General features: G+C 64.7%; 20 protein-coding genes. 11 read left to right on the top strand and 9 right to left on the bottom strand.

Annotation, left to right across the window (positions count from 1 at the left end):
• Window positions 1–296: 296 nt before the first annotated feature.
• The 5 genes from cyoD to FAZ97_RS24265 all read right to left on the bottom strand — a co-directional run bounded on the left by cyoD (window position 297) and on the right by FAZ97_RS24265 (window position 4,791).
• Window positions 297–623, bottom strand: coding sequence for a cytochrome o ubiquinol oxidase subunit IV (cyoD, locus tag FAZ97_RS24285; RefSeq protein WP_158760926.1), 327 nt, complete (start codon window positions 621–623; stop codon window positions 297–299).
• Window positions 624–1,235 carry a cytochrome o ubiquinol oxidase subunit III gene (gene cyoC, locus FAZ97_RS24280; RefSeq protein WP_158760925.1) on the bottom strand — a complete coding sequence of 204 codons (612 nt, stop codon included), beginning with the start codon at window positions 1,233–1,235 and terminating at the stop codon, window positions 624–626.
• Complete coding sequence (cyoB, locus tag FAZ97_RS24275; RefSeq protein WP_158760924.1) at window positions 1,235–3,244, bottom strand: cytochrome o ubiquinol oxidase subunit I; 2,010 nt, start codon at window positions 3,242–3,244, stop codon at window positions 1,235–1,237. The genes cyoC and cyoB overlap by 1 nt, the downstream gene beginning before the upstream one ends.
• A gap of 5 nt (window positions 3,245–3,249) precedes the next feature.
• A complete protein-coding gene (gene cyoA, locus FAZ97_RS24270) occupies window positions 3,250–4,143 on the bottom strand; it encodes a ubiquinol oxidase subunit II (protein ID WP_158760923.1) in 894 nt (297 codons plus the stop codon).
• Between the two features lie 435 nt (window positions 4,144–4,578).
• Window positions 4,579–4,791 carry a hypothetical protein gene (locus tag FAZ97_RS24265; RefSeq protein WP_158760922.1) on the bottom strand — a complete coding sequence of 71 codons (213 nt, stop codon included), beginning with the start codon at window positions 4,789–4,791 and terminating at the stop codon, window positions 4,579–4,581.
• On the opposite strand from FAZ97_RS24265, the gene FAZ97_RS24260 reads away from it, so the two are divergent.
• Window positions 4,790–5,614: an IclR family transcriptional regulator gene (locus FAZ97_RS24260; protein WP_158760921.1), complete on the top strand. Its 825-nt coding sequence runs from the start codon at window positions 4,790–4,792 to the stop codon at window positions 5,612–5,614. The genes FAZ97_RS24265 and FAZ97_RS24260 overlap by 2 nt on opposite strands.
• A 47-nt stretch (window positions 5,615–5,661) precedes the next feature.
• Here FAZ97_RS24260 and FAZ97_RS24255 read toward each other — a convergent pair whose 3' ends face one another.
• The 4 genes from FAZ97_RS24255 to phnF form a co-directional block, all read right to left on the bottom strand.
• Complete coding sequence (locus FAZ97_RS24255) at window positions 5,662–6,582, bottom strand: LysR family transcriptional regulator (RefSeq protein ID WP_158760920.1); 921 nt, start codon at window positions 6,580–6,582, stop codon at window positions 5,662–5,664.
• Window positions 6,583–6,693: 111 nt separating this feature from the next.
• On the bottom strand, window positions 6,694–7,245 hold the full coding sequence (gene phnN / locus FAZ97_RS24250) for a phosphonate metabolism protein/1,5-bisphosphokinase (PRPP-forming) PhnN (RefSeq protein ID WP_158760919.1): 552 nt from the start codon (window positions 7,243–7,245) through the stop codon (window positions 6,694–6,696).
• Complete coding sequence (locus tag FAZ97_RS24245) at window positions 7,242–7,970, bottom strand: DUF1045 domain-containing protein (RefSeq protein WP_158760918.1); 729 nt, start codon at window positions 7,968–7,970, stop codon at window positions 7,242–7,244. Before FAZ97_RS24245 ends, phnN begins: the two co-directional genes overlap by 4 nt.
• Window positions 7,967–8,722 (bottom strand): phosphonate metabolism transcriptional regulator PhnF, encoded by a 756-nt coding sequence (gene phnF, locus FAZ97_RS24240; protein ID WP_158760917.1) that lies wholly within the window; start codon window positions 8,720–8,722, stop codon window positions 7,967–7,969. The genes FAZ97_RS24245 and phnF overlap by 4 nt, the downstream gene beginning before the upstream one ends.
• A 224-nt stretch (window positions 8,723–8,946) precedes the next feature.
• Between phnF and phnG the strand changes: the two genes are divergently transcribed.
• The 10 genes from phnG to FAZ97_RS24190 all read left to right on the top strand — a co-directional run bounded on the left by phnG (window position 8,947) and on the right by FAZ97_RS24190 (window position 19,195).
• On the top strand, window positions 8,947–9,465 hold the full coding sequence (gene phnG / locus FAZ97_RS24235) for a phosphonate C-P lyase system protein PhnG (RefSeq protein ID WP_158760916.1): 519 nt from the start codon (window positions 8,947–8,949) through the stop codon (window positions 9,463–9,465).
• Entirely contained in the window at window positions 9,462–10,103 is a 642-nt protein-coding gene (phnH, locus tag FAZ97_RS24230) for a phosphonate C-P lyase system protein PhnH (RefSeq protein WP_158760915.1), read from the top strand. The genes phnG and phnH overlap by 4 nt, the downstream gene beginning before the upstream one ends.
• On the top strand, window positions 10,103–11,239 hold the full coding sequence (locus FAZ97_RS24225; protein WP_158760914.1) for a carbon-phosphorus lyase complex subunit PhnI: 1,137 nt from the start codon (window positions 10,103–10,105) through the stop codon (window positions 11,237–11,239). The genes phnH and FAZ97_RS24225 overlap by 1 nt, the downstream gene beginning before the upstream one ends.
• Window positions 11,236–12,165 carry an alpha-D-ribose 1-methylphosphonate 5-phosphate C-P-lyase PhnJ gene (locus FAZ97_RS24220; RefSeq protein WP_158760913.1) on the top strand — a complete coding sequence of 310 codons (930 nt, stop codon included), beginning with the start codon at window positions 11,236–11,238 and terminating at the stop codon, window positions 12,163–12,165. Before FAZ97_RS24225 ends, FAZ97_RS24220 begins: the two co-directional genes overlap by 4 nt.
• Complete coding sequence (gene phnK, locus FAZ97_RS24215; RefSeq protein WP_158760912.1) at window positions 12,162–12,932, top strand: phosphonate C-P lyase system protein PhnK; 771 nt, start codon at window positions 12,162–12,164, stop codon at window positions 12,930–12,932. The genes FAZ97_RS24220 and phnK overlap by 4 nt, the downstream gene beginning before the upstream one ends.
• 10 nt (window positions 12,933–12,942) lie before the next feature.
• Complete coding sequence (phnL, locus tag FAZ97_RS24210) at window positions 12,943–13,743, top strand: phosphonate C-P lyase system protein PhnL (RefSeq protein ID WP_158760911.1); 801 nt, start codon at window positions 12,943–12,945, stop codon at window positions 13,741–13,743.
• Between the two features lie 46 nt (window positions 13,744–13,789).
• Window positions 13,790–14,923: an alpha-D-ribose 1-methylphosphonate 5-triphosphate diphosphatase gene (locus FAZ97_RS24205; RefSeq protein WP_158760910.1), complete on the top strand. Its 1,134-nt coding sequence runs from the start codon at window positions 13,790–13,792 to the stop codon at window positions 14,921–14,923.
• Window positions 14,924–15,400: 477 nt separating this feature from the next.
• Window positions 15,401–16,168, top strand: coding sequence for an ABC transporter substrate-binding protein (locus FAZ97_RS24200; RefSeq protein WP_158760909.1), 768 nt, complete (start codon window positions 15,401–15,403; stop codon window positions 16,166–16,168).
• 253 nt (window positions 16,169–16,421) lie between these two features.
• Complete coding sequence (locus tag FAZ97_RS24195) at window positions 16,422–17,540, top strand: succinylglutamate desuccinylase/aspartoacylase family protein (RefSeq protein WP_158760908.1); 1,119 nt, start codon at window positions 16,422–16,424, stop codon at window positions 17,538–17,540.
• Between the two features lie 500 nt (window positions 17,541–18,040).
• Window positions 18,041–19,195: a porin gene (locus FAZ97_RS24190; RefSeq protein ID WP_158760907.1), complete on the top strand. Its 1,155-nt coding sequence runs from the start codon at window positions 18,041–18,043 to the stop codon at window positions 19,193–19,195.
• Window positions 19,196–19,318: the final 123 nt, after the last annotated feature.

Here is a 19,318-nt window from a genome sequence, read left to right as displayed (position 1 = left end):
GTGAGTCTCCTTTCGATCGCAGCCACTTGATGCGATCCCATGCAAAGATGATTGAGATTGACGGACTGCGCGGGCGAAAATGGGTGATCGAACGCGCACGTCCTCGTGCGTTTTGTTCGACTGTCGAACCAATGATCGTTAATCGAACAATTTGACGGCCATAATAGGCGCGTCCCGGGACGGGTGTCAAGCACGCGAACGAGTGGCGCCAAAAGCGAAAAAGCCGCACAAGGCAGGTGCCCGTGCGGCTTCGCGGGTTCGGCCGGACGCGAAGCGCCGGCCAGCGCGTCAAACGCTTAACGCGACATCATGAGCATGCCGACGTTATGCATGACCCAGATCGTGCCGAAGATCAGGAACGCGGCGGCCAGCACCGTATACGCCAGCGACAGCACGTTCCAGCCCTGCCCCGGCGACGTGTTCAGATGCAGGAAGAACACGAGGTGCACGACCACCTGCACGAAGGCAAGCACGGCGATCGCGATCATGGCCGTGGTGGCGTCGAGCGAGCCGTGCAGGACAACGCCGAATGCGCCGGCAGTCAGCAGCACCGAAAGAATGAAGCCCGCCACATAGCTGCCGAGGCTGCCGTGCGACTCTGCATGAGCATGAGATTGAGCCATTTAGAGCACGCTCCCCAGATAGACAAAAGAAAACACGCAGATCCACACCACGTCGAGAAAGTGCCAGAAGAGGCTCAGGCACGTCAGGCGGCGGATCTCCTGCTCGCCGAGCTGCCGCGCGCGAACCACCTGGATCATCATCACGAGCATCCACACGAGACCAAAGAACACGTGCAGGCCGTGCGTGGCGACGAGCGTGAAGAACGACGAAAGGAATGCGCTGCGCTGCGGGCCGGCGCCTTCTGCGATCAGGTGCGAGAACTCGCGCAGTTCGAGCACGAGGAACGACGCGCCCAGTACAAAGGTGACGGCGAGCCAACCGAGCACCATGCCGTTCTTGCGCTGGTGCGCGCCAAGCATCGCGAAGCCGTACGTGATGCTCGAAAGCAGCAGCACGGCCGTTTCGAGCGCCACGCCCGGAATATCGAACAGGTCCTTGCCCGTCGGGCCGCCCGCGAACTGGTGGCCCAGCACGCCGAACGTGGCGAACAGCGCCGCGAACAGCACGCAGTCGGTCATCAGGTAGACCCAGAAGCCGAATACCGAGTGCGATTCAGGATGATCGTGGTGATCGAGTTCGGCAAGGGTTGCCGCATTGGTTTTCTGCAACATCAGATTGCCTCCTCGGCGACCAGGTCACGCTTGGCCACGGCGACGCCGGTGCCGAAGCGCCGTTCCTCGATTTCGCGGACCTTCGCGGCCGGAATGTAGTAACCGTCGTTCTTGCCGAAGCTCTTGATAATGATCGTCAGCGCAATGCCGACGAAACCGAGCACCGCAAGCCACGTGATGTGCCACACGGCAGCAAAGCCCAGCACGAGGCTGAAGATGCCGATGATGAGGCCCGCCGCCGTGTTGGACGGCATATGGATGTCCGTGTATTTCGCGGCGAGCCCGTACCCGCGGCCCGTTTCTTTCATATGCGCGAAGGCGTCGATGTCTTCAACGTGCGGAATGACCGCGAAGTTGTAGACCGCCGGCGGCGAGGACGTTGCCCATTCGAGCGTGCGGCCGTCCCACGGATCGCCGTTCACGTCCTGGCACTCAGCCTTGTTGCGGTTCACGAAAGCCATCACCCACAGCAGGACCTGGAACACGATGCCGAGCGCGATGATCGCTGCGCCAATGGCGGCAACGACGAAGTACGGATGCCATTCCGGCACGTCGTAGTGATTCGTGCGGCGCGTGGCGCCCATGAAGCCGAGCACATAGATAGGCACGAAAGCCACGTAGAAGCCGACGAACCAGCACCAGAAAGACGCCTTGCCGAGCTTTTCGCTGGGCTTCAGGCCGAACACCTTCGGGAACCAGTACTGCAGGCCCGCGAGGTAGCCGAACACCACGCCGCCGATAATGGCGTTATGGAAGTGCGCGACGAGGAACAGCGAGTTGTGCAGCACGAAGTCCGCACCCGGGATCGCCATCATCACGCCGGTCATGCCGCCAATCGAGAACGTCACCATGAAGCCGATGGTCCAGAGCACCGGCGTGGTGAAATGGACCCGGCCGCGATACATCGTGAACAGCCAGTTGAAAATCTTCACGCCGGTCGGAATGGCGATAATCATCGTCGCAATGCCGAAGAACGCGTTGACGTCGGCGCCCGAACCCATCGTGAAGAAGTGGTGGGCCCACACGAGGAACGCCAGCACCATGATCGCGCACGAGGCGTAGACCATCGTCTTGTAGCCGAACAACGGCTTCTTGCAGAACGTGGCCATTACTTCCGAATAGATGCCGAACGCAGGCAGCACGAGGATGTACACCTCGGGGTGGCCCCACGCCCAGATCAGGTTCAGATACAGCATGGCGTTGCCGCCGCCGTCGTTCGTGAAGAAGTGCGTGCCGACGTAGCGGTCGAGGCCGAGCAGCGCCACCGCGATCGTGAGAATCGGGAACGTGGCCATGATGAGCACGTTCGAGCACAGCGCCGTCCACGTGAACACCGGCATCTTCATGAGCGTCATGCCGGGCGCGCGCATCTTGATGATCGTGACGAAGAAGTTCACGCCCGTAATCAAGGTGCCGACGCCGGAGAGCTGAACCGCCCAGATGTAGTAGTCCACCCCCACGTCCGGACTGAACTGCAGTTCGGAAAGCGGCGGATACGCAAGCCAGCCCACCTTCGCGAACTCGCCGATCACGAGCGAGAGGTTAATGAGGATCGCGCTGAATGCCGTCATCCAGAACGAGAGCGAGTTCAGGAACGGAAACGCCACGTCGCGCGCGCCGATCTGCTGGGGCACGACAATGTTGAAGAATCCGACCATGAGCGCCATCGCCATGAAGAAGATCATGATGACGCCGTGCGCCGTGAAGATCTGGTCGAAGTGATGCGGCGGCAGGTAGCCGGGCGAATTGAGCGCAATGGCTTGCTGGATACGCATCATGACCGCGTCGGCAAAGCCGCGCACGAGCATGAGCACCGCCACGATCATGTACATCACGCCGATGCGCTTGTGGTCCACGCTCGTGAGCCACTCGCTCCAGATGTACTTCCACTTGCCGGTCACGGTGACGAGACCGAGCACGCCGATAACGATCAGCGCCATGAACGCCGCCGCGCCCATGATGATGGGCTGATCGAACGGGATCGCCTCTAATGTGAGTTTTCCGAACATGCTGCTTACCCCTTGGTCACGCAGGACGGGTCGAAATTCGTGACGTGCCCGTTGTTGTACTTCGCGATGATGTTGTTGAAGAGCTTCGGGTCGACGGTCGAGAAGTACTGCACCGGCGCCTTCTCCTGCGGCTTCGCAACCGTTGCGTACTCGTCCATCGAAAGCTGGGTGGACGAGGCCTTCACCTTCTGCACCCACGCGTCGAAGTCCTGGCGGCTCGTGGCCAGCGTGCGGAACTTCATGTCCGAGAAGCCCTTGCCGCTGTAGTTGGACGAGAGGCCGTCGTAGTCGCCCGCTTCATCGGCGATCAGGTGCAGACGCGTTTGCATGCCCGCCATCGCGTAGACCTGGGTGCCCAGCTGCGCGATGAAGAACGAGTTCATCACCGCGTCCGACGTGATGCGGAAGTTGACCGGCGTGCCCACCGGCACGGCAAGCTGGTTCACCGTGGCGATGCCGAGGTCCGGGTAGATGAAGAGCCACTTCCAGTCGAGCGCGACGACCTCGACGTTGATGGGTTTCACGCTCGACTCCAGCGGCTTGTACGGGTCGAGCTCGTGCGAGGTGCGCCACGTGAGGATGGCGAGGAACAGAATGATCGCGGCCGGAATGGCCCAGACCACCACTTCGATCGCCGTGGAATGGGCCCACTTCGGCGCGTAGGTCGCGTTGCGGTTCGAGGCGCGGTAGCGCCAGGCGAACACGAGCGTCAGGATGATGACGGGCACCACGACCAGCAGCATGGCCCATGTGGCCGTGAGAATGAGCGACTTCTCGGCCGCGCCCACGCTGCCCTTCGGGTCCAGCACGGCAAAATTGCCGCTGCACCCCGCAAGAGAAACGAGCAGCCCGCTGCCGAGGGGGATTAACCACCTTTTAAAGGCTTTTCTGTCTTTCATGTTTGCCTGTTCTTCCGTTGTCCACCAAAACGCGTAACACCCAACACATTTGCATCGCAAAATCGCCACGCAAAATGCACCCGTATCGTATTCAGCGCGATTCTACGTAAAGCACTAATCTCAAAATTTGATCTTTGCTAAGGATTCGCGAGCGGGACAAAGCTCGCCCAGGCAAGCGCGACGGAAAGCCGCAATTATCTTTCTAATTGCTTTCATCTTACAAAGGCCCACTGTGCGCCGGTTCCAGCGATTTCCTCAGCGCGTACGCAGGCAAAGAAGGGGGGCGAATCCGGGCTCCGCGCGATCGGCGAATTGTCAGAAAATATGCCAATTCATTCGAACTTCGACATTGCTTTTATCTTATTTTTAATTTCAAACCACGTCGAAATCTCGCTTTAAATAACCTGACCATACGTCAATGCTTTCCGGGCAAAATTAATTGACTGAAATCAAATGACTGAATAGCAGATGATCCGATGCGCGCATTTGACGCATGCCATGCCACGCCGCACGATCGATGTTTATTGGGGCGCCTGCCCCGACGGTTTGCGCCCCCCTCCAGTCCCGCCGCTTGTTGGCGAAACCGATCGCTTGCGTTATCTTGATAGGTTCTCCAAGCGCCGCAGCAAGATCGACCGCCACGCCCATGAATTCTGCTTCCAGTGCCTCGCCAGACCGCTCCGCCGACCAGCAGGAGATCCCCGAAAAGCCGGGCGACTCCTATGTGCAGTCGTTCGCGCGCGGGCTTTCGGTCATCCGCGCGTTCAACGCCGAGCATCCCGAGCAGACCCTGACCGACGTCGCCGCCGCGACAGGCCTCACGCGCGCCGGAGCGCGCCGCATTCTGCTCACGCTGCAGACGCTCGGCTACGTCGAAGCCGAGGGGCGGCTCTTTCGCCTCACCCCGCGCATTCTCGACCTCGGCTTCGCATACCTCACGTCGATGCCGTTCTGGAATCTCGCCGAGCCGGTGATGGAAGAGCTTTCGCAGGAGGTGCACGAGAGCTGCTCGGCGGCCGTGCTCGACCGCACCGAGATCGTCTACGTGCTGCGCGTGCCCACGCACAAGATCATGACGATCAACCTCTCGATCGGCAGCCGCCTGCCCGCGTACTGCACCTCGATGGGGCGCGTGCTGCTCGCCTCGCTCGACGACGCAGCGCTCGACGAAACGCTCGGCTCATCGCCGCTCTACGCGCATACGGCGCGCACGGTCACCGACGTCGGCGAACTCAAGAAGATCATCGGGCAGGTGCGCCAGCAGGGCTGGGCGATCGTCGATCAGGAACTGGAAGGCGGCCTTATCTCGATCTCGGCGCCCATTCGCAACCGGCAAGGCCGTGTGATCGCCGCGATGAACATCAGCGGCAACGCGCAGCGCACGTCGGCCAAGCAGATGGTGAAGACCTTCCTCGACCCGCTTCAGCAAGCCGCGGCGCGCGTGTCCGGCATGGTCGCGCGGCGCACCTGAAGGCAACGCCGCGAACCGGGCGCGCCGCCCGGCGCGCTCAAGCCATTTCAGGCGACGTCGGCAAACACCTGCACGAGCCAGTCGGCGAAAGCGCGCACGCGCAGCGACAACTGGCGGTTCTGCGGATACAGCACCGAAACCGGCAAGGGCGGCGGCGGGTGGTCGGGCAGCACCACGCAAAGCTCGCCGTTGGCGAGCAGCTCGCGCACGCGGTAGCGCGGCACCTGCACGATGCCGAGCCCCGCCAGCGCGCCGGAAGTGTAGAGTTCCGCGCCATTCACGGCCACCGGGCCCGGCAGCGTCACGTTGACGGCACCCTCGGCTGTCGTGAATTCCAGCGGCAACGCGCGGCCCGTAGCCGGCGAAACATAATTCACGGCCCGATGACCGGCGCGGCCAGGATTTTCCGTGCGCGTACCGGCAAGCGCCTCGATCGACTCCGGGTCGCCGTGCCGTTCGAGATACGCGGGGCTCGCGCAGGTCACCTGCTCGAGCAGCGCCACGCGCCGCGCGATCATCGACGAGTCGGCCAGCTCGCCCGCGCGTAGCACGCAGTCCACGCCCTCGCGCACGAGATCGACGAAGTGGTCGCCCGAGCCGATAAAAAGCTCGATGCGTGGATAGCGCGCGAGAAAGTCGGGCAGGCGCGGCATCACGAAATACTGCGTGAGCGTCCCCTGCATGTTCACGCGCAAACGCCCCTGCGGATCGGTGTCGCGAAACGCTTCCTCGGTTTCCTCGAGGTCGGCGAGCAGGCGCATGCAGCGCTGGTAATAGGCGTCGCCGTCGAGCGTCGGCTTGACCTGGCGTGTCGTGCGCTCGAGCAGTCGCACGCCGAGGCGTGCTTCGAGGCGCTTGATCGAATTGGTGACCGTCGCGCGCGGCAGGTTGAGATCCTCGGCCGCCTGCGTGAAGCTGCGGCGGTCGACGATGCGCGTGAAAATCTGCATCTCCTGGAAACGGTCCAAGGGCATTCTCGTTGAGTTCTCGGGTCGCTTGCATCTTCTCACGGCAACCCCACCCAACCAAAAATCCCCCAGCCCGTTCGAGCCCTTAAGCGGCTGTTAAGGGCGGCGCGACTACCCCGCCGCGACCTGCCGCACGAGCCCGACGAACGCCTCGCCCGCTTCCTCCAGATGCCCCGAGTTGTCGATGCGCGCGAACGCCGCGCCCGCCGGCACCTCGAACGGCGCGCGCCGCGCGAGGCGCGCCGCGACCTGCTCGGGCGTTTCGCGCGCGCGGGAAGCAAGGCGCGCGGCCAGCACGTGCTGTGCGGCCTCGATGTGCACGAGCGTCATGCGCGGGTAGCGCTCGAACGCCTCTCGCGCATACTCGCGCGAGCCGTTCACCACGACGGTGCAGCCAAGCGTCATCCACTGGTCGATCTCCACGCCCACGCCATAGCGCAACGCATGGCTGCGCCATTGCAGCGCGAAGAGGCCGTGCTGCGAGCGCGCTTCGAATTCGGCTTCGGTGAGCGCGATGTGGTTCTCGCCGCCGCTGTCTTCGCGCGTGATGTAGCGATGCGCGAACACGACATCCTGGCCGGACAGGCGCTCGCGCGCGTAACGCAACAGCGTGTCCTTACCCGCGCCCGAAGGCCCCATTACGTAGATCAGACCGCCCTTCATGCGCGCGCCCCCGCGAACGGCAGGCGGCGCCACAGCGCGAACGGCGCACCGGGCTCGGGCTCGACGAAAAGCGCCGCGCCTTGCACCGGCAGCGGGCCGGCATCGCGCATCCGCGTGTTCCAGGCATCGACGAGTTGTGCGCAGGTTTGCGCGTCGTTCAGCGAATCGGATAGCGTCATGTGAAAACGGAATTCTTCGAACACGTACGGATAGCCCCACGCTTCGACGTAAGCGCGCTGGCGCGGCGTGAGCGGCGCGTCCAGGCGCTTCGCGAGTTCCGCGGGCGTTTGTGGCGCGCGCAGCGAACCGAGCGCGCGCAGTGCGTCGGCAGCCAGTTCGCGCAGCGCGGTTTCGCCGGCATCGTCGGCGGGGCGCAGCGCCACGAAGCGGCCGAGCAACGCCGCTTCGACGTTGGCTTCGAAGCGCGCCTGTTCCTTCGCCCACTGCTGTGCGGCGGCGAGGAGCGCCGTAGGCGTCACGCCAGGCGCGAGACGGAATGGCGGCACGAGGGTGCCGTGCCAGCCATAGCGGCGCGGCGCAACTGTGAGCGCTTCCAGCGGCTGCGGCAGGCCGGTGAGCCACGGCGGCGGCGCGAGGGTGTCGCCCGTTTCCGGATCGCGGCCAAGCCACGCGCAGCCCGCCTGCCAAAACGCCGACTCGCGCGGCGGCGCGTAGTAAAGCGCGAAGCGCGTGGCTTCGCTCAAGTCTTCGTGCAGCACGCTCATAGGTCGTGCTCCACCATCAGCTGCACGCGGTCGGCGGCGAAGTGCGTGATGCCGTACTTGATCGGCACGCCTTCGAGATCGACGTCGACGTTCTCCACCCACAGCACCGGCTGCTGCCGGTTGATATTCAGGCGGCGCGCCACTTCCGCGTCGGGCAGCACGCTGCCGATACGGCTCCACTTGCGCAGATAATCCGTCACGCCGTATTCGGCGAGGGCCTTCGACGTACTGTCGACGCGCTCCATGACGACGGGCAGATCGGCGAAGCGCGCGGCCGGATACCAGCTGCGCGCGTAGGTGAGCGGCACGCCGTCGGACTCGTGCAGCGTTTCGAGCCGGTACACGAGCGCGCCCGCGCGCAGACCGAGCGCCTTGGCAACGGTGGGGTCCGCCTTGCCGCGCGACGACGCGAGCAGCTTGCCCGCCGCCGCATGCTGATGACGCTTCAGGTTCTCCGTGAAGCGCGTGCGCTTGCCGATGGTGTAGTCGATCGCGCCGGGCTGCACGAAGGTGCCGCGCCCCTGCTCCACGCTCACGAGGCCCAGCGCCGCGAGGCCCAGCATCGCGCGCCGCACCGTGTGGCGGTTCACGTCGAAGCGGCGCGCCAGCTCGCCCTCGCTAGGCAGCCGGCCGTCTTCGCCAAAGCCCTTCGCAGCGATCTCCGCCGCGAGGATCTGCTCGATCTGCCGCCACACCGCCACCCCCGCGCCGCGCTCAAGCAGGCTGGACGGCGCCTCGTCGTTCGATGTCATGGTGCTGTCATTCCTCTCGGTTCCAATAGCGTTTTGTGCATTGTAGTGCGCAGGGCGTGATGGAAATATGAAAACCTCCGTTGCGCTTGCGTTAGACGACTGTACCATTAAACGTCTAGACGTTTAGATGAATAGATGGTTCAATCGATGATGTGCCGGCCAAGGCTGTTCGCCAGGCGCAGTTGCCATGTCCGTTCTCACCCGTTCACGACACAGGAACTCCGATGAACGCTTCCTCCACCCCATCCACCGCATCGGCTACCCGGCGCGCATGGATGGCCGTTCTCGCGCACACCCCGCGCGCCGAGCTTGAAGCGGCGCTCAGCGAAGCGCTCGCCGGCGCACCCGAGCCCGCTTTCGACTGGCTGCGTCCGCCGCAAACCGGACTCGCCATGGTGCGCGGCCGCATTGGCGGCACCGGCGATGCCTTCAATCTGGGCGAAGCCACTGTCACCCGCGCCACGCTGCGCCTGCGCGCTTCGAGCACCGAAGGCACCGCAAGCGCCGATGCCAGCGAGCCCGGCCCGGTCGGCGTGGCCTGCCATTTGGGGCGCGACAAACGCCGCGCCGAGCTGGCCGCACTCGCCGACGCGCTGCTGCAACTGCCCGCACGCCACGACCAGTTGCGTGCGCGACTGATCGAGCCGCTCGCCGCGCGCCTCGCCGCACAGCGCGACGCGCGCCGCGCCGACGCCGCCAGCACGCGGGTCGAGTTCTTCACGATGGTTCGAGGTGACGCATGAGCAACGAACGCAACGCCATGACGCCCGATTTGCTCGCGGCGCTCGCGCCCGGCTTCGGCGACCCCGTTCACGACACGCAGACCGTGTTCCGCACGCTGCTCGACGCGCTCGCGCGCCCTGGCACGATCGGCGTAATCGAAACACCGCTGCCCGCGGCCACGGCGGCGAATGCCTCGCCCGCGCGCGCCGGCCTCGCCGCCTTCGCCTCGCTGCTCGCACTCGCAGACTACGCCACGCCCGTCTGGCTCGCCCAGCCCGACGCCGCGCTCGCGGCCGCGCTGCGCTTTCACGCCGGCGCGCCGCTTGCCCAGGAAGCGCGCGAAGCCGCGTTCGCCTACGTGCACGACGCCGCCGCTCTGCCGCCGCTCGAAGCCTTCGCGAGCGGCACGCCCGAATCGCCTGAGCAGTCGGCCACGGTGTTCGTGCGGGTCGATTCGCTCACGGGCGGCGCGCCGCTCACGCTGCGCGGCCCCGGCATCGAAACGACCTGCAGCATCGCGCCCGCCGGCCTGCCCGAGCGCTTCTGGCGCGAACGCGCCGCCCTCGCGCCGCACTTCCCGTGCGGCATCGACTTCTATCTCGTGTGCGGCGACCGTCTGATGGGCCTGCCGCGCACCACTCTCGTGGAGATGCACTGATGTACGTCGCCGTCAAAGGAGGAGAGCGCGCGATCGAAGCGTCGTGGCGCCTGCTCGACGAAGCACGCCGCGGCGACACGCGCGTGCCCGAGCTGAGCGTGGCGCAGATCCGCGAACAGATGCGCCTTGCCGTGGCGCGTGTGATGGCCGAAGGTTCGGTCTACGACGAAGAACTGGCCGCACTCGCGATCAAGCAGGCAGCGGGCGATCTCGTCGAAGCGATCTTCCTGCTGCGCGCCTACCGCACCACGCTGCCGCGATTCGGCTACACGCAACCGGTCGAAACGGAAAACATGGTGGTGGAGCGCCGTATCTCCGCCACGTTCAAAGACGTGCCCGGCGGCCAGGTGCTCGGCGCGACCTACGATTACACGCAACGTCTGCTCGACTTCGCCCTGCTGGCCGAAGGCGCCGATGCGGCGAACGCCGCGCCCGAGGCGCCGCGCGCCACGCCGCCCGTAGAAGCCATGCCCCGCGTGGTCTCTCTGCTCGACAAGGAAGGCCTGATCGAACAGGAAACGCGCTCGCCGCAGGCACGCGAACCCGGCGACCTCTCGCGCGAACCGCTTGCGTTCCCCGCCGATCGTACCGTACGCCTGCAGAATCTCGCACGCGGCGACGAGGGCTTCCTGCTCGCGATGGGCTATGCCACGCAGCGCGGCTACGCGCATTCGCATCCGTTCGCGGGCGAGATCCGGTTTGGTTCGGTCTGCGTAGAAATGATGCTGGACGAACTCGACGAGGCCGTCGAAATCGGCGAGATCGACCTGACCGAGTGCCAGATGATCAACCAGTTCGCGGGTGCGAAAGATGTGCCGCCGCAATTCACGCAAGGCTATGGCCTCGCGTTCGGGCACGCGGAGCGCAAGGCCATGGCGATGGCGCTCGTCGACCGCGCGCTGCGCGCCGAGGAGCTGGGCGAGACGATCGCCTCGCCGACTCAGGACATCGAATTCATGCTTTCGCACAGCGACAACGTGGAGGCCTCGGGCTTCGTTCAACACTTGAAGCTGCCGCACTACGTGGATTTCCAGGCTGAACTGGAACTTGTGCGCAAGCTGCGCGCGCAGCACGAACGCGGCAACAGCAGCGGCACCGACGCCGATGCCGACGCGCAAAACAAGGAGGCCGCATGAACGCGCCCGATACCTTGCAATCCACCGCAGCCGAAGTCGCGTCCCACGAAACGCAGGCCGTCTCGGGCTATAACTTCGCGTACCTCGACGAGCAGACCAAGCGCATGCTGCGCCGCGCGCTGCTCAAGGCCGTGGCCGTGCCGGGCTACCAGGTGCCGTTCGCCTCGCGCGAAATGCCGCTGCCGTATGGCTGGGGCACGGGCGGCATTCAGGTGACGGCGGCGATCATCGGCGCGAAGGACACGCTCAAGGTGATCGACCAGGGCTCGGACGACACCACGAACGCAGTCAACATCCGCCGCTTTTTCGCGCGTACAACGGGTGTGGCCACCACGCGCCGCACGAGCGAGGCCTCGATCGTCCAGACGCGGCACCGCATTCCCGAAACGCCGCTCACGGACAAGCAGATCCTCGTGTACCAGGTGCCGATGCCCGAGCCACTGTTCCGGCTGGAGCCGCGCGTGGCCGAATGCAAAAAGCTGCATGCGCTCGCCGACTATGGCCTCATCAGCGTGAAGCTTTATGAGGACATTGTGCAGCACGGCAGCATCGCCACGACGTACGACTACCCGGTGACGGTGAACGGCCGCTATCTCACGTCGCCCTCGCCGATTCCTAAGTTCGACAACCCCAAGCTCCATATGAACGCCGCGCTGCAGTTGTTCGGCGCGGGCCGCGAGCGCCGCATCTACGCGATTCCGCCGTACACGCCGGTGAAGAGCCTCGATTTCGACGACCATCCGTTCGAAGTGCAGCGCTGGGAGCATGCGTGCGCCCTATGCGGCTCGCGCGAAAGCTTCCTCGACGAGATGATCGTCGACGACGCCGGCAAGCGCATGTTCGTGTGCTCGGACAGCGACTATTGCCACGACCGGCGCGAGCAGATCGATGCACACGCAACGAACGAAGCAGGAGAAAACGCATGACGCCGCTGCTAAGCGCAAGATCGCTCACGAAGCAGTACGGCGGCCGCAACGGCTGCCGCGACGTGAGTTTCGACCTGTATCCCGGCGAGGTGCTGTGCATCGTCGGCGAATCGGGCTCGGGCAAGACCACGCTGCTCAACACGCTCGCGCTGCGCACCGAGTCCGACTCGGGCGCGCTGCACTACACGAACGCGAACGGCGAAACACTCGACCTGCGCACGCTTTCCGAGCCGCGCCGCCGCCTGCTCGCGCGCACCGAATGGGGCTTCGTGCAGCAGAATCCACGCGACGGCCTGCGCGCCGGCGTTTCCGCGGGCGCCAATATCGGCGAGCCGCTGATGGCCGTGGGTGCGCGCCACTATGGGCAGATCCGCCACACGGCGCAGCAATGGATGCAGCGCGTGGAACTGGACGCCCAGCGTATCGACGAGTTGCCCTCGGCGTTTTCGGGCGGCATGCAGCAGCGCCTGCAGATCGCGCGCAATCTCGTCACAGGGCCGCGCCTCGTCTTCATGGACGAGCCCACGGCGGGTCTCGACGTGTCCGTGCAGGCGCGCCTGCTCGACCTGCTGCGCACGCTCACGGGCACGCTGCATCTTTCGGTGCTGATCGTCACGCACGACATCGGCGTGGCGCGCCTGCTCGCGCATCGCTTGATGGTGATGCAAGGCGGCACGGTGGTCGAATCGGGCCTGACCGACCAGGTGCTGGACGACCCGCAACATCCCTATACGCAGACGCTGGTGGCCTCCGTGCTGCCGGTCTAGGATGATCGACATGACTTTCACTTCATCATCGGCCGAATCGTTGGCCGCAAGCGTTGCCCGCGGCACGCGCGCGTTCATCGAACGCCCCGCGCTCATGCTGCGCGCCGAAGACGTGCGCAAGACCTTCACGCTGCACGGCCAGGGCGGCATCGGCATCGAAGCGCTCGCGGGCGTTTCGCTCGACGTGGAGCGCGGCGAATGCATCGTGCTGGTCGGACCGTCGGGCGCGGGCAAGAGCACGTTTTTGCGCTGCCTGTACGGCAACTATCTCGCGAGCGGCGGCTCGATCGCAATCCGCGACGAGGGCGCACCGCTCGAGCATCTGGAGATCACGGGCGCAGCGCCTCACGACATCCTGCGCCTGCGCCGTAATGTGGTGGGCTACGTGAGCCAGTTTCTGCGCGTGATTCCGCGCGTGAGCGCACTCGACATCGTCGCCGCGCCGCTCGTTTCGCGCGGCGTGGAGGAAGACGAAGCCCGCGAGCGCGCGCAAACTCTGCTTGCGCGCCTGAATGTGCCACAGCGCCTCTGGCCGCTCGCGCCCGCCACGTTCTCCGGCGGCGAGCAGCAGCGCGTGAACATCGCGCGGGGCCTGATCGCGCAGCACCGCGTACTGCTGCTCGACGAACCCACGGCGTCGCTCGACGCGGAAAACCGCGAAGTCGTCGCGAGCCTGATTGGCGAGGCGCGCGAGCGCGGCGCGGCGATCGTCGGCGTGTTCCACGACGAGGACACGCGCGAGCGCGTCGCCACGCGCGTGCTCGAACTCACCGCGCCGCGCACGCAAGCGCCGCTTACCGCTGCAGCCTGAATACCGCCTGAACGGCACAACCCGATATCTGATACGGAGCCTGACGATGTTGATCAAGAACGCTCGCATCGTGACGCGAGACGAAGTTTTCACCGGCACGCTAAGCGTGGAAGACGGCAAGATCCGCGACATCTCGCGCGGCTCGACCGCCGCGCCCGAAGCCGAAGACTGGGAAGGCGACTTCCTGCTGCCCGGCCTCGTCGAACTGCACACCGACAACCTCGAAAAGCACCTCGCGCCGCGCCCCGGCGTGCACTGGAACACCGACGCCGCATTCGTCATTCACGACGCGCAGATCGCCGCCGCCGGCATCACCACGGTCTTCGACGCGCTCGCCATCGGCACGCGCCTCGCCGTGGGCGTGCGTGGCCGCGACGTGCAGCTCGCGAGCGCCAACGCGCTCCAGCGCTTTTCCGAGCGCAACCTGCTGCGCGCCGAGCACTTCCTGCATCTGCGCTGCGAAATCGCCACCGAGGACGTGATCGAGCTGTTCGACACGCTGAGCGGCCACCCGCTGCTGCGCCTCGCCTCGGTGATGGACCACACGCCGGGCCAGCGCCAGTGGCACGACCGCGAACAGTGGCGCAAATTCCAGGAGCGCCACGGCAAGTGGACCGACGAGCAGACGAACACCATGCTCGCCGAAATGGCCACCGAGCAGGAGCGCTACGCCGACGCGCACCGCCTCGAAATCGTGCAGCGCTGCCGCGTGCGCGGCATCCCGCTTGCGAGCCACGACGACACGCTCGTGGAGCACGTCGAGCAGGCCGCCGCCGAAGGCATCGTGCTCGCCGAATTCCCGACCACGCGCGTCGCCGCCGAGGAAGCGAAAAAGCGCGGCATCGCGACGATCATGGGTGCGCCGAACGTGGTGCGCGGCGGCTCGCACTCGGGCAACGTCTCGGCGCTCGAACTCGCGCAGGCCGACCTGCTCGACATCCTCTCGTCCGACTACGTGCCGTCGAGCCTCCTGACCGCCGCGTTCGACCTCGTGACCAAGGCCGACTGGACGCTGCCGCGCGCGCTTGCCACGGTCTCGTGGGAACCCGCCAGCAAGTCTGGCCTGCACGACCGCGGCGCGATCGAGCCGGGCCTGCGCGCGGACTTCGTGCGCGTGACGATGCTCGACACGCTGCCAGTGCCGCGCGCGACGTGGCGCTCGGGTGTGCGCGTGGTCTGACGTAGTCCACGCGGTGCAGCCGTCGCATCTGCTGCACCGCGACAAAAACGGCGCCCCGGAGGGCTTCATCCAGACGGAAAACCAACGACGCGCCGTCGATTCAATTTCAATTTCCCTTCATATCGTTGACGGCACCGCGCCCACGCGGCCGCGCAGTCTTCTGACTGTTGCGGCCGAGCATCGTGCAACCCCTCTAAAGCACCTCGCAACGGCCCGCCCGTATTGGCCCGCACGCCTTATGTGACACGGCTTTGCCTTAAATCGTACAAGCGCACGGGCGTACACTTAGCCGGTCCCTTTCCCGCTATCCGGTATTACACTAGCGACGCAGCAATTTTGACCTGGTAAGCTTGCCGCGCTTCGCTGGCTGCACGCTGGCGGGTCCAACAATAATCCAGCGCGAGCCGCGCCGGAAAATGCGCCATGGCGGCACGACCGCACGCGGCGCGCCCTGAACCATCTCGAGGAGTACCCATAGTGAAGAAACTGCTTGCCACCCTCTCGGTTGCCCTGCTCGCCGTCTCGGCCGGCGTCGCCCATGCGAAGGACTGGTCCACCGTGCGTTTCGGCGTTGACGCCAGCTATGCACCGTTCGAATCCAAAGCACCCGATGGCAAGCTGGTCGGCTTCGACATCGACCTCGGCAACGAAATCTGCAAGCGCCTGAACGCCAAGTGCGTGTGGGTCGAGCAAGACTTCGACGGCATGATCCCGGGCCTGAAGGCCAAGAAGTTCGACGGCGTGCTCTCGTCGATGACGATCACCCCGCAGCGCGAACAGCAGATCGCCTTCTCGGCGAAGCTGTTCAACACGCCGACGCGCCTCGTCGCCAAGAAGGGCTCGACCCTCGCGCCGACGGCTGACTCGCTCAAGGGCAAGTCGGTGGGCGTCGAACAAGGCACGATCCAGGAAACCTACGCGAAGGAAAACTGGGCGCCGAAGGGCGTGAACGTCGTTCCCTACCAGAACCAGGACCAGGTCTACGCCGACCTGCTCTCGGGCCGTCTGGACGCAGCGCTGCAGGATGAAGTGCAAGCGGATCTGGGCTTCCTGAAGACCCCGCGCGGCGCTGGCTTCCAGTTCGCCGGCAAGGAAATCCCGACGGGCGCCGCCGCTATCGGCCTGCGCAAGGAAGACGCCGACCTGAAGGGCAAGATCGACAAGGCGATCGCCGACATGATCAAGGACGGCACGTACAAGAAGATCGAAGCCAAGTACTTCGACTTCGACGTGTACGGCGGCTAAGCAGCCTAAGCAACGGTACGCGCCGCCGCTGCATCACGGCGCACGAAGCCCGGACTTGCGTCCGGGCTTTTTCTTTTGCGGATTTTTATTTCGGATTCCGTATTTTATCGACGATGCGGAACAGGCGCGCAGGCAGACTGGTTCCGGCGCCGCGTCGAATCGGCTAAGATCGGTCTACCGCCCCAGTGTTTTCCTGCGGGGCCATCGTTCACTCCAACACCTCTTGCGGGCCGACGCGCCTCGCGCATTCATCATGCAAACCCGAAACCACCCGTTGATCGCGCCCGCCCTCGGTACCGCGCGGGAACTTGCCAGTTTCCACTACGGCAAAGCCGGCGCTAACCAGAAGGTCTATATCCAGTCCTCGCTGCACGCCGACGAGCTGCCGGGCATGCTCGTCTCGTGGGCGCTGCGCCGCAAGCTCGCGGAGCTGGAAGCCGCGGGCCGCCTGCGCGGAGAAGTCGTGATCGTGCCGGTGCCCAACCCCGTGGGCCTGAATCAGCACTGGCTCGGGCACATGATTGGCCGCTTCGAATCGAACACGGCGCAGAACTTCAACCGCAATTTCCATGAGCTCACCGCGCTCGTGATGCCCACCATCGAGGCGCGCCTCGGCCCCGACGAAGCCGCGAACCGCGCGGCCATCCGCGCGGCCATGGGCGAAGCGCTCGCCGCGCAGCAGCCGAAGTCCGAACTCGATTCGATGCGGCTCGCGCTCCAGCGCCTTTCGTACGACGCCGACATCGTGCTGGACCTGCATTGCGACTGGGAAGCCGCCATGCACATCTACACGAACCCCGAGCTGTGGCCCGATGTCGAGCCGCTTGCGCGCTATCTCGACGCCAAGGCGTCGCTCCTCGCGCTCAACTCGATCGGCAATCCGTTCGACGAGATTCACAGCTTCTGCTGGTCGGAACTGCGCGAACACTTCGGCAAGCGCTATCCCATTCCGTACGGCTCGATTTCGGTGACGGTCGAATTGCGCGGCCAGCGTGATGTTTCGCACGAACTCGCCGAACACGACGCCCAGGCCATCGTCGACTATCTGATCGGGCGCGGCGTGATCGAAGGCACGGCTGCGCCGCTGCCGCCGCTCGCCCATGCGGCCACGCCGCTCGCGGGCACGGAGCCGATCGTGGCGCCTGCCAGCGGCGTGCTCGTGTTCCGCGTGGATTGCGGCACATGGGTGGAACGGGGCGCGGCAATTGCCGATGTCATCGACCCGCTCGCCGACACCGTAACGACGCTGCACGCGGGCGTGAGCGGCGTGATGTACGCACGCCACAGCGCACGCTTCGCCACGGCCGGCATGGAAGTCGCCCGTATTGCCGGCGAAAAGCCCATTCGCAGCGGCTCGCTCCTCTCGCTGTAACGGCAACGCCTTACCGTAAAAGGGCTCGCACCACAGGTGCGGGCCCTTTTTTCATGGGCTTTCCCCGCTATTTCAATTATTTCGGATCACTAACTTAAAACTTCCATGAATCGATCGCAATCAGCCATGTAAAACGCACATTGATCGGCTGTTAATGCGCTCTTGATATTAATCAATTCCAATTTGAAACCGGATTCAAAAGATCGATTAACCCGGCAAATAGAAGAAAGCTTAGAAAAAAATTTTATATGGCCGATTGTCGCAATCCGGCCTTTCGAATTGGCAGGAAAAACGGCCGCAAGACCAGTAACGACGGGCTTCGTCCGCCATTCTCCCCGCGCGCAAGCATGTGTCGCATCCGCACAACAGAAAGGCGACATTTCCCCTACAAAGCCTTACTGTCACATTCCTTTCGCCATCGACCCTTAAATTGCAGCGCGTCGCATTGACCGGCCCATAAGAGGCTGGAGTAGTCATCTTTCCTTTACCCGGAGAAACAGTTGAAAAAGAAAATTCTGACCACCGCTATTCTTGCCTCGATCGCAGGCGTTGCCCACGCACAAAGCAGCGTGACGCTCTACGGCGTGATCGACGCGGGTGTGAACTACATCAGCAACGTGAAGAACGCGACGAACGGCAGCTCGCATCAGTTCTCGTACGGTGACGGCGTGGCCCAAGGCAGCCGTTGGGGCCTGCGTGGCACGGAAGACCTGGGCGGCGGCCTGAAGGCGATCTTCGTGCTCGAAAACGGCTTCAACAGCGGTAACGGCACGGCAGGCCAAGGCGGCGCGATGTTCGGCCGTCAAGCATTCGTCGGTCTGACGCAATCGAACATCGGTTCGCTGACGTTCGGCCGCCAATACTCGTTCAGCACGGACGTGCTCGGCTCGCAGTACTCGACCGGCGGCAACACGGTTTCGGGCAACTGGGCCTACCACTTCAACGACGTCGACCAGCTGACCTCGAGCCGCATCAACAACGCGGTCAAGTTCCAGAGCGTGAACTTCTCGGGCTTCACGTTCGGCGGCCTGTATGGCTTCTCGAACACGACGTCGTTCGCCGGCGCTTCGACGGGCGCGACTGCGTCGTCGCGTGCTTACAGCTTCGGCACGAACTACGCCTACGGCCCGTTCAGCCTCGGCGCCGCCTACACGAACATCAACTACCCGGGCGCGGCCACGCCGGCGTTCTCGACCACGATCTCGAACGTGCAGCAAACCACGCTGAAGAACCTGCGCTCGTTCGGCGTGGGTGGCCGCTACATCGTCGGCCCGGCAACGCTGTGGGCCCTGTGGACCAACACGCTGCTCTCGCCGATCGCCGGTTCGTCGACGCTCTACAACGCGTACGAAGCGGGCGGCAAGTACGCCTTCACGCCGGCTCTTGCGGCTGGCCTCGGCTACACGTACTCGCGCACCTCGGGCAGCCAGACGGCTCACTGGAACCAGGTCAACGCATCGCTTGACTACGCGCTCAGCAAGCGCACCGACGTGTACGGCCTCGTGTCGTACCAGGACGCATCGGGCACGCTCACGAACAGCACCACGAAGGTTCAGGCGCAGATCGGCGACTCGGGTTCGAGCATTTTCCAGCCGTCGGGCTCGGGTTCGCAGGATCAAGTCGCGGTTCGCGTCGGTATCCGCCACAAGTTCTAAGCAACAACGTTACGCAACAGCGGCAGCCGGCGGCGCATACCGCCGGCTCTGCTCGGCGCGCCGCAGCTCACGCTGCGCGCCGCGCCTTACCGGACGGGGCATCCCTTGGGATGCCCCGCTTTT

Origin of the sequence: Paraburkholderia acidiphila, from assembly GCF_009789655.1 — a bacterium.
In the GTDB taxonomy this organism is placed as follows: Bacteria; Pseudomonadota; Gammaproteobacteria; order Burkholderiales; family Burkholderiaceae; genus Paraburkholderia; species Paraburkholderia acidiphila.
Note: the sequence above shows the minus strand (reverse complement) of the source record. Positions and strands in the feature narration are given on the sequence as shown.

What these genes read in the sequence shown, in the direction of transcription:
- cyoD (WP_158760926.1), bottom strand. Translation starts at nt 623, where the DNA reads ATGGCTCAATCTCATGCTCATGCAGAGTCGCACGGCAGCCTCGGCAGC.
- cyoC (WP_158760925.1), bottom strand. Translation starts at nt 1,235, where the DNA reads ATGTTGCAGAAAACCAATGCGGCAACCCTTGCCGAACTCGATCACCAC.
- cyoB (WP_158760924.1), bottom strand. Translation starts at nt 3,244, where the DNA reads ATGTTCGGAAAACTCACATTAGAGGCGATCCCGTTCGATCAGCCCATC.
- cyoA (WP_158760923.1), bottom strand. Translation starts at nt 4,143, where the DNA reads ATGAAAGACAGAAAAGCCTTTAAAAGGTGGTTAATCCCCCTCGGCAGC.
- FAZ97_RS24260 (WP_158760921.1), top strand. Translation starts at nt 4,790, where the DNA reads ATGAATTCTGCTTCCAGTGCCTCGCCAGACCGCTCCGCCGACCAGCAG.
- FAZ97_RS24265 (WP_158760922.1), bottom strand. Translation starts at nt 4,791, where the DNA reads ATGGGCGTGGCGGTCGATCTTGCTGCGGCGCTTGGAGAACCTATCAAG.
- phnN (WP_158760919.1), bottom strand. Translation starts at nt 7,245, where the DNA reads ATGAAGGGCGGTCTGATCTACGTAATGGGGCCTTCGGGCGCGGGTAAG.
- FAZ97_RS24245 (WP_158760918.1), bottom strand. Translation starts at nt 7,970, where the DNA reads ATGAGCGTGCTGCACGAAGACTTGAGCGAAGCCACGCGCTTCGCGCTT.
- phnF (WP_158760917.1), bottom strand. Translation starts at nt 8,722, where the DNA reads ATGACATCGAACGACGAGGCGCCGTCCAGCCTGCTTGAGCGCGGCGCG.
- phnG (WP_158760916.1), top strand. Translation starts at nt 8,947, where the DNA reads ATGAACGCTTCCTCCACCCCATCCACCGCATCGGCTACCCGGCGCGCA.
- phnH (WP_158760915.1), top strand. Translation starts at nt 9,462, where the DNA reads ATGAGCAACGAACGCAACGCCATGACGCCCGATTTGCTCGCGGCGCTC.
- FAZ97_RS24225 (WP_158760914.1), top strand. Translation starts at nt 10,103, where the DNA reads ATGTACGTCGCCGTCAAAGGAGGAGAGCGCGCGATCGAAGCGTCGTGG.
- FAZ97_RS24220 (WP_158760913.1), top strand. Translation starts at nt 11,236, where the DNA reads ATGAACGCGCCCGATACCTTGCAATCCACCGCAGCCGAAGTCGCGTCC.
- phnK (WP_158760912.1), top strand. Translation starts at nt 12,162, where the DNA reads ATGACGCCGCTGCTAAGCGCAAGATCGCTCACGAAGCAGTACGGCGGC.
- phnL (WP_158760911.1), top strand. Translation starts at nt 12,943, where the DNA reads ATGACTTTCACTTCATCATCGGCCGAATCGTTGGCCGCAAGCGTTGCC.
- FAZ97_RS24205 (WP_158760910.1), top strand. Translation starts at nt 13,790, where the DNA reads ATGTTGATCAAGAACGCTCGCATCGTGACGCGAGACGAAGTTTTCACC.
- FAZ97_RS24195 (WP_158760908.1), top strand. Translation starts at nt 16,422, where the DNA reads ATGCAAACCCGAAACCACCCGTTGATCGCGCCCGCCCTCGGTACCGCG.